The sequence below is a fragment of the Arthrobacter sp. D1-29 genome, from assembly GCF_054130585.1.
The window spans coordinates 352,582-367,786 of record NZ_CP096383.1 but is presented as its reverse complement, the minus strand read 5'-3'; the positions used below and the strand labels follow the sequence as shown (position 1 = coordinate 367,786).

The following is a 15,205-nucleotide window of genomic DNA, read 5'->3' as shown; positions in this document are numbered from 1 at the left end:
GGGGCTCATACTGTGACCGGGGAGAGGGCGTTGATGGCGGTCAGGACGGCGGCCGTGAATTCGGTCGTGGACGAGGTTCCGCCGATGTCGCGGGTGCCGTGACCGTCGCGCAGGGCTGATTCGAACGCGGCCTGCAGGTGCGCGGCGGCTTCGGGGTGGCCGAGGTGCTCCAGCATCATCGCACCGGACCAGATCTGCCCTACCGGGTTTGCCAGGTTCTTCCCGGCGATGTCAGGGGCGGAGCCGTGGACCGGTTCGAACAGGGACGGGAAGTGGCCTTCCGGGTTCAGGTTCGCGCTGGGGGCCAGCCCGATGGACCCTGTTACGGAGCTGCCCAGGTCCGAGAGGATGTCTCCGAAGAGGTTGGAGGCGACGATGACGTCCAGGGTCCAGGGCTTCAGGACCAGGTGCGCGGCCAGGGCGTCCACGAGTTCGTGGGTCACAGTCACGCCCGGGTAATTGCTGACGGTTTCTTCGACGACTTCGTCCCAGAACGGCATGGTGTGCACGATGCCGTTGCTCTTGGTTGCGGACGTCAGCCTGCCCGTGCGGGACGAGGCCAGGGAAGCGGCGTAGCGGGCGGCGCGGGAGATGCCCAGGCGGGTGAAGATGGTTTCCTGCACGGCGCTCTCGTGCGGCAGGCCACGGTACATCCGCCCGCCCACCTCCGAGTATTCACCCTCGTTGTTTTCCCGGACGATCAGGATATCGATCGGTTTGTCCGAGGCGAGCGGTGAGGCCACGCCGTCGAGCGTTTTGACCGGGCGGAGGTTGATGTACTGCTGGAATTCGCGCCGGATCGGGATCAGCAGCCCCCACAGTGATTCGGTGTCCGGGACCTCCGGTGAGCCCACCGCGCCCAGGAACACCGCGTCATGCTTTGCGAGCTGGTCGATGCCGTCCTTCGGCATCATCCGGCCATGCCGCAGGTAGTAGTCAGAGCCCCACTCAAAGAACGTGAAGTTCAGGTCCAGCCCATGCATCGAGGCGATCCGCTCGAGGCACTCGATGGCCGCCGGGACGACTTCCTGGCCGATGCCGTCCCCGGCGATCACCGCGATATTGTGCGTGCTTGTGTTGGCGTTCATGGTGTGGTCCGTTCCGTTAGGCCGCCCAGGACCTGCCAGCGGGCCTGTGATTCGCCGAGGTTGATGATGGTGTTTTTGGGTTCTGTCATTTCGCGGACCGCGTGGCTGACGCCTTCGCGGCCTACGCCGGATTTCTTGAACCCGCCAAAGGGCATCGAGTCGATCCGGACGTCGCTGGTCTCGTTGATCACCACGGCGCCCACGTGCAGTTTCTCCGCTATCGCCAGGGCCAGGTCGATGGACTGGGTGAAGACCCCGGCCTGGAGGCCGAACTCGGTGTTGTTGGCCGCGAACACGGCGTCGCGGACCTCGATGAACGGCAGGATGCTGACCACCGGGCCGAACACCTCGTCCCGGATCACCCGGGCCTGCGAGGGCACGTCGGTCAGGACCGTGGGTTCATAGTAGGCGCCCCGGCGGGTCCCGCCGGCGTGGATGGTGGCGCCGGCCGCTGTGGCTTCTTCCACCCATTCCTCCACCCGGCGGGCCTCGGCCTCGGAGATCAGCGGGCCCACGTCGGTTCCCCGGTCAAGCTTCGGCCCGGTCCGCAGCGCCCTCGTGCCCGTGGTGACGAGTTCCAGGACTTCCTCAAACAGTGAGGTGTGGACGTAGACCCGCTGGACCGACAGGCAGTTCTGCCCCGCGACCCCGAACGCGCCGGCCACGACGGCCTTCGCCGCGGCCTGCGCGTTGGCGTCGGCGCAGATGATCGTGGCGTTGTTCCCGCCGAGTTCGGAGAGGATCTTCTTCGCACCGGCCGCCGCGGCGATCCGTTCTGCCGTGGCGGGGCCGCCGGTGAAGGAAATCAGGTCAACGCCCGGGTCCGTGACAACAGCCTCGGACACGCCGGGCCCGGTCACGATCGCCGCGATCCGGCCCGCCGGGACACCGGCTTCCAGCAGCAGCTGGACAAAGGCCAGCCCCACCAGGGGTGTGCGCGTGGAGGGCTTGAGCAGGACGCCGTTGCCGCCGATCAGGGCCGGGCCCAGCTTGTGCGCCACCAGGTTCAGCGGATCATTGAACGGGGTGATCGCCGCGACGATCCCCACCGGCTTCCGGCTGTACCAGCCAATCTTGCCGGCACCTGCCATGCTGTCCTCAAAACCCAGGGTCTCCCCTGCCAGCTCCCCGGCAGCCGCCGCGGACAGCCGCAGCGTCTCGGCGCAGCGGCGCACCTCGCGCTCGGCCTCGGTGATGGTCTTGCTGCTCTCGGACGCGATGATGTTCGCGAACCGCTCAGCCTGCTCGCCCAAAAGCAGCACAGCCTTTTCCAGCGCCTGCCGGCGGGCACGCAACGGCCACTCACCCGCCTCAAGATGGCGGCGGATGTGGGCGATGGCACGCTCCACATCCTCTGGAGTGGAAGTGCACACCCGGCCGAGCAGGACACCGTCCTCAGGATCCCGCACCTCCAGGGTCAGATCGGCGGTCTGCCACTGCCCCTCGAAAAAAGCTCCCCCGGGAAGGTTGGCAAATCGTGCACGCCTGTACGCAGATTCCTCTGTAGTTTTTGGGCGCGCTTCAGCGACAGTTGGTGATGACATGGGGACCCTTATCTTGCCTGGAGGTGGGAAACGTCTACTTGACTCGGTCGATGATTTTTGCCGCCGCGCCGATGAAGGGCAGGAACCACGGTGGGCCGAAGTGGCCTGGCACGGGCGGGTTCTTCAGGTCTTCCCACACGTTGGCGGTCTTGTCGCCGGCCATGTAGTGAGCCATCCGCTTGCCCATGTGCGCAGCCATCTGCACTCCGTGTCCGCTGTAGCAGAGGGAGTAGAAGAGGCCGTCGTGCTGCCCCGCATGTACCATCTGGTCCATGGAGAGGTCCACCAGGCCGCCCCAGATGTAGTCCACCTTGGCGTTGGAGAGGTACGGGAAGAGCTCGAGCATTGCCTTCCGGAGGATCTCGGCGCTCTTGACGTCCGAATCCGGGCTGGACAGCGCGAAACGGGCCCGGCCGCCGAACAGCAGCCTGTTGTCCGGGGTGATGCGGAAGTAGTAGGTCAGCATCTTGCTGTCCGAGGCCTGGCGGCGGTTGGGCAGGATCCGGTTGACCACGTCTTCGGGCAGCGGGTCAGTGACAATGATGAAGCTGCCCACCGGAATCACCCGGCGCTGCAGCCACGGCGTGACATTGCCGGTGTAACCGCTGGTGGCCACCAGGACCTGCTTGGCCCTGGTGATGCCCCTGGTGGTGTGCACGTCGTGCACAGTGCCGGAAACCTTCTTCAGTTCGGTCACCGCAGCGTTTTCACAGATATCCGCTCCGGCGGCAACAGCCACTCCGGCCAGGCCGTGGACAAACTTGCCAACGTGCAGGCCGGCCCCAAGCGGGTCAACCATCGCGCCCTGGTAGAAGTCCGTGCCGATTTCACTGTGGATCTCGGACTTGGGGATAACGGTGACATGGTGGTTGGCCAGCTTGGCCAGCTTCTCCTGCGACCTCAGGAAGCCCTCGTAATGGGACTTGTGGAACGCCAGCGAGAGCTTCCCGAAGCGCTTGTAGTCGCAGTCGATGCCGTTGTCATGGACCAGCTTCTCGATGGTCTCGATGGCATCGTTGTATTCCTGGAACATCTCCACCGCGCGGGTTTCCCCATACCGCTTGACCGCGGTGCTGAAGCTGATGGCCAAACCGGTCGTCGCCATTCCCCCGTTGCGGCCCGATGCGCCCCAGCCCACGGTGTGGCGTTCAAAAACGGCAACGCTGGCGCCCTGCTTGGCGAATTCCAGGGCCGCGGACAGCCCGGTAAATCCGGCGCCGATGATTGCCACATCGACATTTTCCGGTACCGGCGTCTGCCGGTAGTCCCCGGATGCTTCGGCTGTGTCCAGCCAGTAAGGAATGAGTTTCACGGTTTGACCTTTCGCCTCGTAGTCGGTTTAGAGACCGAGGTGCTTGTTGATCTCGTCCAAGGACTTAGCAGTGTTGAGGTCGTAGCCCGGGCCAATGGGGTCATAGCCACGGTCCAGCATCCAGAGGTTCCGGAAGCCCATGTCGTGCATCGGGTGCATGTCGTAGCGGGTGTGCGAGGAGATGTGCAGGAAGTCCTCCGGCGAAGCGTTCAGGGTGTCGAGCATGTACTCGAAGGCCTGGTAACGCGGCTTGTAGGCCTGAGCCTGCTCAGCGGTGAACACCGCGTGGAAGTCGGCCCCGAGCTTGGGAATGCTGATGTCCAAGAAGCTGTCGTCGGCGTTGGACAGAGCCACCAGCTTGTAGTTGTCGCCCATGAGCTTCAGCGGTGCCGGCACGTCCTCGTGGGCAAACCAGCCGCGCACAGCCTCAGCGAACGCTGCGCCGGCACCTTCGGTGGGCCCAATGCCCCAGCGCTTGCACACGCGGTCAAAGGAATCCTGAAGGATCGCTTCGTAGTCCTTGTAGTCGCCGCAGACCTCGTCGAAGCGGTACCCGCGGAACTGCTTCTTGAAGGCAGGCCACTGCTCTTCTGAGATGCGGCCATCGAGCAGGCGACGCGTGGTGGGATCAATGTCGAAGTTGATGAGGGTGCCGTAGATATCAAAAGAGATGTACTTCGGCCGGAGGTTCGTATCTGCCATGATTCGTCCGTTTCATTCGGTCTTGAACGGGAGGCCCAGATATTTGGCCTGCCGCCTTCTCACTAGGTCTACAAGGTGTGCGCCAGCGGGTTCCTGGGGTTCATCAGGGCTTCTTTGCCGGCTCTTCTCGACTCTAGATCCCCTGATTGTAGATTGTCAACAGTTGGAATCTGGGATTCTCCCTGAATGAGCCAACCTGGAAAATACTCGATTTATTTATCGTCAATTGTTGACAATCAGCGATCTTGGCTGTTGCATTGTTCCAGATGCGGAACGAGATCCTGATCACAACCGCATGGAAGCAACACCTAAAGACTGCCCCCATCTCAGCAAATCAACAACAGCTGAAACCTTCGAAGGGAAGCACCATGAAGACCATCAACAAAGTTCAGACCGCAGCCACAGGGCTGGCCCTCGTATTGGCACTGAGTGCCTGTGGCGGCGCTGCCACAGGCACTTCTGCCTCCGCGGAAGACAAGTCAAAGACCAACCACACCGCCGACATCTCAGAAGGCGTCCAGGCTGATCCGGCTGCCGTAGCCCTGTTGCCGCAGTCCATCAAGGACAAGGGCGAACTGACGGTCGCGATGGACCTGCACTACCCGCCGACGACATTCCTGGCTGAAGACAACACCACCCCGATCGGCCTGAACCCGGATGTGGCACGGCTCATTGCCAAAAAGCTTGACCTGAAGCTGAAGTTCGTGGACACGAAGTTCGACACCATCGTCCCCGGCCTTGACGGCGGCCGCTTCGACTTCACGGCCACCACCATGTCCAAGACCGAAGAGCGGCTCAAGGTCCTGGACATGATCGACTACTTCAAGGCCGGCACCTCTGTGGCCGCAGCCGCCGGAAACCCGCTGAACCTCACCGTCGAGACCCTCTGCGGAAAGAACATCGCCGTCACCCAGGGCTCCACCGGCCAGCTCAAGCGCCTTCCGGCCCTGAGCGAGCAGACCTGCACCTCGAAGGGACAGCCGGAGATCAACGCCGTAACGCTGCCCAACGTCCAGGAAGCCCTGACCCAGCTGCACTCCAAGCGGATTGACGGCGTACTCTACGACACCACCTCCCTCGGCTGGGCCGAGAAGCAGCAGCCGGGCTCCTTCACCATCATCGGCCGCGTAAACGTTGGCAACAGCGACGTGACCGCCGTTGGCCTGAAGAAGGACTCACCGCTGACACCGGCCTTGCAGACAGCGCTCCAGTCCGTCCTGGAGACCCCCGAGTACAAGGAGTCACTGGAGACCTGGGGTCTGGACTCCGGGGCCATCACCGACGCCAAGCTGAACTAGCGGGAGGGCCACCATGGTCACAGCTACAAAAGGAAGCAAAGCAACGATGAGCAGCATCGATGCAGCCCTGAAGCCACGGCTTCGGCTTCGGACCCGCTCTGAGTACGCCGGATGGATCCTCAGCATCCTCCTCGGAATCGGGGTCCTCACCTCCGTCCTGACCAACCCCAACTTCAAGTGGGGCGTGGTTGCCCAGTACTTCACGCATGAATCCATCCTCCGCGGGCTGATGCTCACGATCTTCCTCACCGTTGCGAGCATGACCTTGGGAACGCTCCTGGGGCTGGGCCTGGCGATCATGCGCTCTTCCCACGTGAAGCCGATCGCCATCGCCGCAAATATCTACATCACCATTTTCCGTGGCACCCCGGTGCTGGTGCAGCTGATCTTCTGGTTCAACATCTCCGCGTTGTACCCGGATCTGTCCATCGGGATCCCGTTCACGGACATCGGCACCGCAATCGACATGAACGTCCTGATGGCACCCATCACCGCGGCCCTGGTGGGCCTGACGCTGAACGAGGCCGCCTACATGGCCGAGATCATCCGCGGCGGGTTCTCCTCAGTCGGCAAGGGCCAGATCGAAGCCGCAGACTCCCTGGGCATGAGCTCCGGCACCAGGATGCGCAAGGTCATCATTCCGCAGGCGATGCCCTCGATCATCCCCGCGACCGGTAATCAGGTCATCGGCATGTTCAAAGGAACATCCCTGGTCAGCGTCCTCGGCGTCGCCGAACTGCTCCAAAGCGCGCAGCTGATCTACGCCCGCACCTACGAGACCATCCCGCTGCTGTTGGTTGCCAGCCTCTGGTACCTCGTGATGACCCTGCTGCTGAGCTACCCACAGTCCAAGCTCGAGCAGAAATACTCCCGCACAGCCTCCAGGCTTCCCCGGAAGGCCAAGAAAGCGGTTGTCCTGACCGAACCGGAAGAAGGTAACCTCCGATGAGCAACGACGGCACCATTCTTGCCCAGAAGATTCGCAAGTCCTTCGGACCCAAAACAGTCCTCAAAGACATCAACCTGGACATCGCCAGCGGAGAAATCTGCTGCATCATCGGCCCCAGCGGCTCCGGCAAATCCACCATCCTGCGCTGCATCAACGGCCTGGAAACAGTGGACTCCGGCGTGCTGAAAGTCAATGGCGAAGACTTCGGTTACTACGAAACCGACAACGCCTACCACGCCCTGCCGCCCAAGAAACTGGCCGAACAGCGCACCAGGGTGGGCATGGTCTTCCAGTCTTTCAACCTGTTCCCGAACATGACCGCCCTGGAGAACATCATGTCCGGGCCCGTCCTGGTCAAAGGCCAGGACAAGAAGCAGTCGGCCAAGCGGGCGCAGGAGCTTCTGGCCAGTGTCGGCCTGGCCGGGTTCGGGGACTACTACCCGGCCCAGCTCTCCGGCGGCCAGCAGCAGCGCGTCGCGATCGCCCGGTCCCTGGCCATGGACCCGGAGATCATGCTCTTCGACGAGCCCACCTCGGCGCTGGACCCGGAAAAGGTCGGCGAAGTCCTGGCCGTCATGAAACAGCTCGCCAAAAAGGGCATGACCATGGTGGTGGTCACGCACGAAATGGGCTTCGCCCGCGAAGTGGCCGACTCGCTGATCTTCATGGACGACGGCTACGTCGTTGAACGCGGCGACGCCCGGGAGGTCCTCACGAACCCGAAGGAAGCCCGCACCCAGGCCTTCCTGGAACAGGTGCTCTAACCATGGACGGAAAGCTCGCCGTCATCGGCCTGGGCAGCATCGGCTCCATGGCCCTCTGGCAGGCCTCCCGCCTGTCCGATTCAGTCACCGGCTTCGAAGCCCACACTCCCGCCCACGGCCGCAGCGCCGTGGGCGGGGACACCCGCCTGTTCCGCATGCTCTACCGTGGAGTGCCTGACTTCTACCCCATCCTGGAACGCTCACGGGATCTCTGGGCCGAGCTCGAAGCCGAAACCGGGCAGAACATCCTCACCCGCTGCGGCGGACTGTCCATCGGAACCAAAGATGGGCCGTACATCCCCACGCTCCTGGAAACCACCAGGATCAACAGCGCGGACCACGAAATCCTCAGCCGGGAAGAGATGGCCCAACGCTACCCCCAGCACAACCTCCGCCCCGACGACATCGCCGTCTACGACCCCCACGCCGGCGCCCTCCGCACCGACCGGGCGGTCACGGCGGCGGTGGCGGCCGCCCAAGCCAACGGCGCGACAGTCCACAGCAACACCCCGATCGACAGCATCACCGAAACCGCCGACGGCGTCCTCATCACCTCCGGCGACAAAACCTGGACCTTCGAGAACGTCATCGTCTCCTCCGGCGGCTGGTCCCAACGGCTGATGCCCGACTACCTCACGGCAGCAACCGAAACACGCCGGAACTATCTTTCCTGGTTCGTCGCCCGGGACGCAGCAGACTTTTCACCGGAAAAGTTCCCCATCTTCATCCGGATTTCCGGGGACCGGTCCATGTACGGGGCTCCGGCTGTTGACGGCGTCACCGTGAAAGCAACCCTGGATGGCAGGTCGGAACGGGCCTCCGGACCGGATTCCGTCGTCCGGGAACTAACAGCCGCGGAAATCTCGGAAACCATGGAGACGGTAACAGAGTTCTTCCCCGGACTCTTCCCCAACATAGTCCGCTCTGACGCCTTCCCTGATCTCTACACCAGAGACGGCAACCCCCTCCTTGGACGGTTCAGCGAAGGCAGCAGGATCTACTGCGCCACCGGCTTCTCCGGCGGCGGCTTCAAAATGGCCACCGGCTACGGCGAAATCGCAGCACACGAAGCCTTGGGAAAGCGCACCTTCGACGGCCTCGATTTCGCACGCCCCCAACGCTTCAAAACAAAATAAAAAGAAACGCCCTCTTTCCGATTCGCTCAGCATCGCCTATTGTTGACAATCTACAGTCCCTAAGAAAGTATGAAGCCATGGCAACTCTTAGTCCCCTCCTCAAGCAGGCCACTCCGGTCGTCGTCGACCATGCCCTCGGCAGCTGGATCCACGCGACCGACGGCAAAAAGTACCTCGATTTCACCACTGGAATCGGTGTTACCAGCACGGGTCACTGCCACCCCGACGTCGTAGCGGCTGCCCGCGAGCAGGTGGGCAAGATTGTCCATGCCCAGTACACCACCGTGATGCACAAGCCGTTGCTTGCGCTGACGGAAAAACTGGGAGAATTCCTGCCCTCGGGGCTGGACAGCGTTTTCTACGCTACCTCCGGCTCCGAGGCAGTGGAGGCTTCCGTACGCTTGGCCCGCATGGCCACAGGGCGCCCCAACATCATCTCCTTCCACGGCGGCTTCCACGGCCGGACCGTGGGCGCGGCCTCACTCACCACCGCAGGCACCAAGTTCCGTTCAGGCTTCTCCCCACTCATGGGCGGCGTGCACATCGCCCCCTTCCCCCACGCCTACCGCTACGGCTGGGATGAGGAAACCGCAGTCAACTTCGCCCTGAAGGAGCTGGACCACCTCCTCCTGAGCATCAGCAGCCCCGCAGACACAGCCGGCTTCATCATTGAACCTGTACTGGGCGACGGCGGTTACATCCCCACACCGCCCGCTTTCCTTCAGGGGCTGCGTGAGCGCGCAGACCGGCACGGCATTGTGCTCATCCTCGACGAGGTCCAGGCCGGCGTCGGACGCACGGGCAAGTTCTGGGGACACGACTGGGCGGGAATCGCCCCCGACGTCGTAATCACCGCCAAGGGGCTCGCCAGCGGCTTCCCCATCTCGGCAATTGCGGCATCAGCAGAGCTGATGGGCAAGGCCTGGGCGGGTTCGCAGGGCGGCACTTACGGCGGAAACGCCGTAGCGGCCGCGGCCGGCGTCGCAACCCTGGGTGTTATTGAGCGCGAGAACCTGGTCGAGAATGCCCTGCTTCGGGGCGATGAGCTGCGGGCAGGGCTTGACAGGCTCAAGACAGAATTCACGGGCATCGGAAACGTCCGCGGCCGCGGCCTGATGCAGGGCGTCGAATTCACTTCCCCGGACAGCACCCCTGATGCCACTACCGCCGCGGCTGTCCAGCAGGCAGCCATCAAGGAAGAACTCCTTCTCCTCACCTGCGGCCCGCACGGCAACGTCGTACGCATCATCCCGGCGCTCAACGTCACCAGCGACGAGATCCAGGCCGGCTTGGTCAGGTTCACCCAGGCGCTGAAGACGGCCACCTCCTAACACAGCCCCAGGCAATGGACTTCGCCGGGGCGGAACCCCACCGCCCCGGCGAACCCCTTCCCCACGACACTGAAAGCGTGACATGAGTCTTTCCTTTGATCCCACCACTCTTCATACTGACTTGTTCATCGACGGTGCCTGGCGGAAGGCCTCCAACGGCGCCACGTTCGCCGTCGAAAACCCTGCAACCAATGAAATCATCGCCCACGTCGCCGACGGCGGACCCGAGGATGCAGCCCTGGCCATTCAGGCCGCCGGCCGGGCCCAGGCAGCCTGGGGCAAGTCCACTCCCCGGGAACGGGCAGACATCCTGCGCCGGGCCTTCGAACTGGTCATCGCCAACACCGACCGGCTCGCCGCGATCATGACAGCGGAGATGGGCAAACCCCTCCCCGAAGCCAAGGGCGAGATGGCCTACGGCGCCGAGATGCTCCGCTGGTTCTCCGAAGAAGCCGTCCGCATCGGCGGGGACAGCACCACCTCGGTGGACGGCAACACCCGGATCCTGGTCACCAAGGAACCCGTTGGCCCCTCCGTGCTGGTCACCCCGTGGAACTTCCCGCTGGCCATGGGCGCCCGCAAGATCGCCCCCGCCGTCGCCGCCGGCTGCACCATGGTCTTCAAACCCGCAGAACTGACCCCGCTGACCTCCCTGGCCCTGGTGGACATCTTCCAACAGGCCGGCCTGCCGGACGGGGTCCTGAACGTCGTCACCACCGCCAGCGCCGCCCCCGTGGTGGAGAACTGGACCGGCAGCGGCATCGCCCGCAAGATCAGCTTCACCGGCTCCACCGGCGTCGGCAAAATCCTGCTGCGCCAGGCATCCGAGAACGTCATGCGCTCCTCCATGGAACTGGGCGGCAACGCCCCCTTCATCGTCCTCGCCGACGCCGACATCGAAAAAGCCGTCGACGGGGCCATGAAAGCCAAAATGCGCAACATGGGCGAAGCCTGCACCGCCGCCAACCGCTTCTTCGTCCACCGCTCAGTCCTGGCCGAATTCTCCGAAAAGTTCGCCAAGAAAATGTCAGAACTCCAGGTCGGCAACGGCGCCCTCGACGGAACCGACGTCGGCCCCCTGATCGAGCAAAAGGGCCTGGACAAGGTCCAAAGCCTCGTCGCCGACGCCGTCGCCAAGGGCGCACGCGTCCTGACCGGCGGAAGCCGCCCGGAAGGCCCCGGCTACTTCTACACCCCCACCGTCCTGACCGACGTGACCCTGGACGCGGACCTGATGAACACCGAAATCTTCGGACCGGTCGCAGCCATCACCCCCTTCGACAGCGAAGATGACGTCCTGCACGCAGCCAACGACACCGAATGGGGCCTGGTGGGCTACGTCTTCACCGAAAACATGACCAAAGCCCTGCGGTTCTCCCAGGAACTCGAAGTAGGCATGGTGGGCATCAACACCGGCCTCGTCTCCAACCCGATAGCACCCTTCGGCGGCATCAAACAGTCCGGCCTGGGCCGCGAAGGCGGCAAAATCGGCATCGAAGAATTCCTCGAATACAAATACACCGCAATAGCAATCTAAGAAGTATGCAGTAAGCAATGAAGGAAATGAGGGGGACATCCATGGCGGCACCGGAAGGGCTCTTTGCACTGGAGGGAAGGCCTACGGCGCAGTTGATCGCTGATCAGCTGCGTGAACAAATTGTTCAGGGTACGTTCCGTCCGGGAGACCAGATCAACGAATCTGTCCTGGCAAGCCAGCTACACACATCCAGAGGCCCGGTCCGTGAGGCGTTGCAGCGGCTGTGCCAGGAGGGAATCCTGGTCAGCCGCCGCAACAGGGGCGTCTTCGTCCTTGAGCTCGCTACCGATGACATTATTGAGATCTATGCAGTCCGCCAGGCGGTGGAATCAACTGCCGCTGACGCGCTGCTCGATGCCGGCCAGGACCAGGTCAAGGACACCTGCCAGGCCTTGAAAGCCATCATCAGTGAGATGGCCAAGCAGGTCGCCGCGTCGGACTGGCAGGCGCTTGCCCGGCTCGATATGGAATTCCACACCTCCTTCGTGGCCGGGGCAGGCAACACACGCCTGATCCGGATCTACGAAACCCTCGCAGCCGAATCCAGGATGTGCATCCTCAACCTGGCCGTCGCCTACCCACGGATAGACGTCCTGGTGCAGGAACACCAGATCCTGCTGGATCTGCTCGAGGCCGGAGACAAGGAAGCACTCCACAAAGCCATCAAACGCCACCTGGAAACGGCCGTGGACGATCTCACAGCATCAAGTAAAGGGAGCGACGTCGGCGCCTGAAGTGCCTCCTCATGCAACACTTTCAAAAGGAAAGGCCAGATCCATTGGATCTGGCCTTTCCTTTTGCGCCATCCCCTCAAAGTTTTCGCTGTGAATTGTCGACGATCTGCGGCAAGGGTGGTTGCATTGTAGGTGAAGGCATCCGGCCGGAAGGTTTGGAAGGAGACAGCGACGAAAATGAGGACCAGGGTTCAGGCTGCCGCTGCAGGGTTAGCGGTTTTACTGGCCTTAACCGCCTGCGGGACCAGTCCCGGTGAAGATTCAGGTAATAACGGATCCAAGACATCGAACACCACTGACATCTCGGAGGGCGTCCAGCCCGATGAAGCTGCGGTGAAGTTGCTGCCGCAGTCCTACAAGGACAAGGGCGAAATCACGGTGGCCATGGATCTGCATTACCCGCCGACGACATTCCTGGCCGATGACAACACCACCCCGATTGGCCTTAATCCCGATATGGCACGGCTCATTGCCAAAAAGCTTGGCCTGAAGCTGAAGTTCGAGAACACGGCGTTCGACACGATCATTCCCGGGATCGACGGCGGACGCTACGACTTCACCGTGACCACCATGTCGCCCACCGAAGAGCGGTTGAAAGTGCTGGACATGGTGACCTACCTCAACAGCGGGGTATCCGTGGCGGTCTCCCATGGCAACCCGCTGAACATCAGCAACGATGACATGTGCGGCAGGAACATTGCTGTCACGAAAGGCTCGAACGCCCAACTGAAGCACCTGCCGAACGTTTCGAAGTGGACCTGTGAGGAAAAAGGCCAGCCGGCCATCAACGGCGTGACGCTGCCCAACGTCCAGGAGGCCCTGACGCAGCTGGCGTCCAAGCGGGTTGACGGCGTCTTCTACGACACTCCAGCACTTGTCTGGGCCAACGAGCAGCAGCCGAACACGTTCACGGTCCTGACTCCCCAGGTGGACACCCGCACCGACCACATCAACGCCATCGGCCTGAAGAAGGGCTCCCCGCTGACGCCGGCACTCCAGGCAGCCACGCAGTCGGTCCTTGACAGCCGGGAATACAAGAAGTCGCTCGACACCTGGGGCATGAGCGGCGCAGCCATCACCACGGCCAACCTCAAGTAAGAGGCGGCGTTCCATGCAGCAAACTAATATCGAAAGAAGTGAACCCTCCATGAGTGGGATAGACCCAGCGCTCAAGCCAAGGCTTCGGCGGCGCAGCACCTTCGAGTATGTTGCCTGGATCCTATGCAGCCTTTTGGCTCTGGGCATTCTCATCTCGGTTTCCACCAACCCCAACTTCAAGTGGGGCGTAGTGGCGAGGTACTTCACGCATGAAACGATCCTGCGTGGTTTGATGCTCACGCTCTTCCTCACGGTGGCCAGCATGGCCCTGGGAACGATCCTCGGGCTGTTCCTGGCGATCATGAGGGCCTCAAAAATCAAGCCGATCGCGGCCACCGCAGGCGTCTACATCACCCTTTTCCGCGGCACCCCTGTGCTGGTGCAGCTGATCTTCTGGTTCAATGTCGCAGCGCTGTACCCGAACCTGTCCATCGGGATCCCGTTCACCGACATCAGCACCGCGATCGACATGAACGCGCTGATGGCCCCCATCACCGCAGCCTTGGTCGGCCTGACGCTGAACGAGGCAGCGTACATGGCCGAGATCATCCGCGGCGGGTTCTCCTCCGTCGGCAAGGGCCAGATCGAAGCCGCAGACTCCCTGGGCATGAGCGGGTCGATGAAAATGCGCAAAGTCATCATCCCCCAGGCAATGCCCTCAATCATCCCGGCCACCGGCAACCAGGTCATCGGCATGTTCAAGGGAACCTCCCTGGTCAGCGTCCTCGGTGTCGCCGAACTCCTCCAAAGCGCGCAGCTGATCTACGCCCGGACCTACGAAACCATCCCGCTGCTGCTCGTCGCCAGCCTCTGGTACCTGATCATGACCCTGCTGCTGAGCTACCCACAGTCCAAGCTCGAACAGAAATACTCCCGCTCAACCTCCAGGCTTCCCCGAAAAGCCAAACCCGTTCTGCTGACTGCCCCGGAAGGCGCGGCCCGATGAGCAACGATGGCACCATCCTTGCCCAGAAAATCCGCAAGTCCTTCGGACCCAAAACAGTCCTCAAAGACATCGACCTGGACATCGCCAGCGGTGAGATCTGCTGCATCATCGGACCCAGCGGCTCCGGCAAATCCACCATCCTGCGCTGCATCAACGGCCTGGAAACAGTGGACTCCGGCGTCCTGAAAGTCAACGGCGAAGACTTCGGTTACTACGAAACCGACAACGCCTACCACGCCCTGCCACCCAAAAAACTCGCCGAACAGCGCACCAGGGTGGGCATGGTCTTCCAGTCCTTCAACCTGTTCCCCAACATGACCGCCCAGGAAAACATCATGTCCGGCCCCGTCCTGGTCAAAGGCCAGGACAAAAAACAAGCCGCCAAACGCGCCCACGAACTCCTCGCCAGCGTCGGCCTGGCCGGGTTCGGGGACTACTACCCCGCCCAGCTCTCCGGCGGCCAGCAGCAGCGCGTCGCGATCGCCCGGTCCCTGGCCATGGACCCGGAGATCATGCTCTTCGACGAACCCACCTCAGCCCTGGACCCGGAAAAGGTCGGCGAAGTCCTCACCGTGATGAAACAACTCGCCAAGAAGGGCATGACCATGGTCGTCGTCACCCACGAAATGGGCTTCGCCCGCGAAGTCGCCGACTCCCTGATCTTCATGGACGACGGCTACGTCATCGAACGCGGCGACGCCCGCGAAGTCCTCACCAACCCCAAGGAAGCCCGCACCCAGGCCTTCCTGGAACAGGTCCTCTAACC

The 15,205-nt window shown here is 62.6% G+C and carries 14 protein-coding genes; 10 read left to right on the top strand and 4 right to left on the bottom strand.

The window, feature by feature from the left end:
* Positions 1-5: 5 nt before the first annotated feature.
* The 4 genes from M1E17_RS01765 to M1E17_RS01750 are packed head-to-tail and all read right to left on the bottom strand — an operon-like array spanning position 6 to position 4,646.
* On the bottom strand, positions 6-1,088 hold the full coding sequence (locus tag M1E17_RS01765) for a tartrate dehydrogenase (RefSeq protein WP_457965021.1): 1,083 nt from the start codon (positions 1,086-1,088) through the stop codon (positions 6-8).
* Positions 1,085-2,632 carry an aldehyde dehydrogenase family protein gene (locus M1E17_RS01760; RefSeq protein WP_457965020.1) on the bottom strand — a complete coding sequence of 516 codons (1,548 nt, stop codon included), beginning with the start codon at positions 2,630-2,632 and terminating at the stop codon, positions 1,085-1,087. The genes M1E17_RS01765 and M1E17_RS01760 overlap by 4 nt, the downstream gene beginning before the upstream one ends.
* A gap of 34 nt (positions 2,633-2,666) precedes the next feature.
* Complete coding sequence (locus M1E17_RS01755; protein WP_457965018.1) at positions 2,667-3,944, bottom strand: NAD(P)/FAD-dependent oxidoreductase; 1,278 nt, start codon at positions 3,942-3,944, stop codon at positions 2,667-2,669.
* Between the two features lie 27 nt (positions 3,945-3,971).
* Positions 3,972-4,646 (bottom strand): haloacid dehalogenase type II, encoded by a 675-nt coding sequence (locus M1E17_RS01750; RefSeq protein WP_457965016.1) that lies wholly within the window; start codon positions 4,644-4,646, stop codon positions 3,972-3,974.
* A 368-nt stretch (positions 4,647-5,014) separates the two neighbouring features.
* On the opposite strand from M1E17_RS01750, the gene M1E17_RS01745 reads away from it, so the two are divergent.
* The 10 genes from M1E17_RS01745 to M1E17_RS01700 all read left to right on the top strand — a co-directional run bounded on the left by M1E17_RS01745 (position 5,015) and on the right by M1E17_RS01700 (position 15,203).
* Complete coding sequence (locus M1E17_RS01745) at positions 5,015-5,944, top strand: ABC transporter substrate-binding protein (RefSeq protein ID WP_457965015.1); 930 nt, start codon at positions 5,015-5,017, stop codon at positions 5,942-5,944.
* A 46-nt stretch (positions 5,945-5,990) separates the two neighbouring features.
* A complete protein-coding gene (locus tag M1E17_RS01740) occupies positions 5,991-6,893 on the top strand; it encodes an amino acid ABC transporter permease (RefSeq protein ID WP_457965014.1) in 903 nt (300 codons plus the stop codon).
* On the top strand, positions 6,890-7,657 hold the full coding sequence (locus M1E17_RS01735) for an amino acid ABC transporter ATP-binding protein (protein ID WP_457965013.1): 768 nt from the start codon (positions 6,890-6,892) through the stop codon (positions 7,655-7,657). Before M1E17_RS01740 ends, M1E17_RS01735 begins: the two co-directional genes overlap by 4 nt.
* Before the next feature lie 2 nt (positions 7,658-7,659).
* Positions 7,660-8,793 carry an FAD-dependent oxidoreductase gene (locus M1E17_RS01730; protein WP_457965012.1) on the top strand — a complete coding sequence of 378 codons (1,134 nt, stop codon included), beginning with the start codon at positions 7,660-7,662 and terminating at the stop codon, positions 8,791-8,793.
* A gap of 77 nt (positions 8,794-8,870) precedes the next feature.
* Positions 8,871-10,124, top strand: coding sequence for an aspartate aminotransferase family protein (locus M1E17_RS01725; protein ID WP_457965011.1), 1,254 nt, complete (start codon positions 8,871-8,873; stop codon positions 10,122-10,124).
* Between the two features lie 82 nt (positions 10,125-10,206).
* On the top strand, positions 10,207-11,661 hold the full coding sequence (locus M1E17_RS01720; protein ID WP_457965010.1) for an NAD-dependent succinate-semialdehyde dehydrogenase: 1,455 nt from the start codon (positions 10,207-10,209) through the stop codon (positions 11,659-11,661).
* A 41-nt stretch (positions 11,662-11,702) separates the two neighbouring features.
* Positions 11,703-12,395 (top strand): GntR family transcriptional regulator, encoded by a 693-nt coding sequence (locus M1E17_RS01715; RefSeq protein ID WP_457965009.1) that lies wholly within the window; start codon positions 11,703-11,705, stop codon positions 12,393-12,395.
* A 177-nt stretch (positions 12,396-12,572) separates the two neighbouring features.
* Positions 12,573-13,493: an ABC transporter substrate-binding protein gene (locus tag M1E17_RS01710; protein WP_457965008.1), complete on the top strand. Its 921-nt coding sequence runs from the start codon at positions 12,573-12,575 to the stop codon at positions 13,491-13,493.
* Between the two features lie 13 nt (positions 13,494-13,506).
* Positions 13,507-14,439 carry an amino acid ABC transporter permease gene (locus tag M1E17_RS01705; RefSeq protein ID WP_457965007.1) on the top strand — a complete coding sequence of 311 codons (933 nt, stop codon included), beginning with the start codon at positions 13,507-13,509 and terminating at the stop codon, positions 14,437-14,439.
* The gene (locus M1E17_RS01700) at positions 14,436-15,203 is read left to right on the top strand and encodes an amino acid ABC transporter ATP-binding protein (protein WP_457965006.1); all 768 of its coding nucleotides are present in this window, start codon (positions 14,436-14,438) and stop codon (positions 15,201-15,203) included. Before M1E17_RS01705 ends, M1E17_RS01700 begins: the two co-directional genes overlap by 4 nt.
* Positions 15,204-15,205 lie beyond the last annotated feature (2 nt).

Excerpts from the sequence above, each read along its gene's own strand:
- M1E17_RS01765 (WP_457965021.1), bottom strand. The coding sequence starts at position 1,088 with ATGAACGCCAACACAAGCACGCACAATATCGCGGTGATCGCCGGGGAC.
- M1E17_RS01760 (WP_457965020.1), bottom strand. The coding sequence starts at position 2,632 with ATGTCATCACCAACTGTCGCTGAAGCGCGCCCAAAAACTACAGAGGAA.
- M1E17_RS01750 (WP_457965016.1), bottom strand. The coding sequence starts at position 4,646 with ATGGCAGATACGAACCTCCGGCCGAAGTACATCTCTTTTGATATCTAC.
- M1E17_RS01745 (WP_457965015.1), top strand. The coding sequence starts at position 5,015 with ATGAAGACCATCAACAAAGTTCAGACCGCAGCCACAGGGCTGGCCCTC.
- M1E17_RS01740 (WP_457965014.1), top strand. The coding sequence starts at position 5,991 with ATGAGCAGCATCGATGCAGCCCTGAAGCCACGGCTTCGGCTTCGGACC.
- M1E17_RS01735 (WP_457965013.1), top strand. The coding sequence starts at position 6,890 with ATGAGCAACGACGGCACCATTCTTGCCCAGAAGATTCGCAAGTCCTTC.
- M1E17_RS01730 (WP_457965012.1), top strand. The coding sequence starts at position 7,660 with ATGGACGGAAAGCTCGCCGTCATCGGCCTGGGCAGCATCGGCTCCATG.
- M1E17_RS01725 (WP_457965011.1), top strand. The coding sequence starts at position 8,871 with ATGGCAACTCTTAGTCCCCTCCTCAAGCAGGCCACTCCGGTCGTCGTC.
- M1E17_RS01720 (WP_457965010.1), top strand. The coding sequence starts at position 10,207 with ATGAGTCTTTCCTTTGATCCCACCACTCTTCATACTGACTTGTTCATC.
- M1E17_RS01715 (WP_457965009.1), top strand. The coding sequence starts at position 11,703 with ATGGCGGCACCGGAAGGGCTCTTTGCACTGGAGGGAAGGCCTACGGCG.
- M1E17_RS01710 (WP_457965008.1), top strand. The coding sequence starts at position 12,573 with ATGAGGACCAGGGTTCAGGCTGCCGCTGCAGGGTTAGCGGTTTTACTG.
- M1E17_RS01705 (WP_457965007.1), top strand. The coding sequence starts at position 13,507 with ATGCAGCAAACTAATATCGAAAGAAGTGAACCCTCCATGAGTGGGATA.
- M1E17_RS01700 (WP_457965006.1), top strand. The coding sequence starts at position 14,436 with ATGAGCAACGATGGCACCATCCTTGCCCAGAAAATCCGCAAGTCCTTC.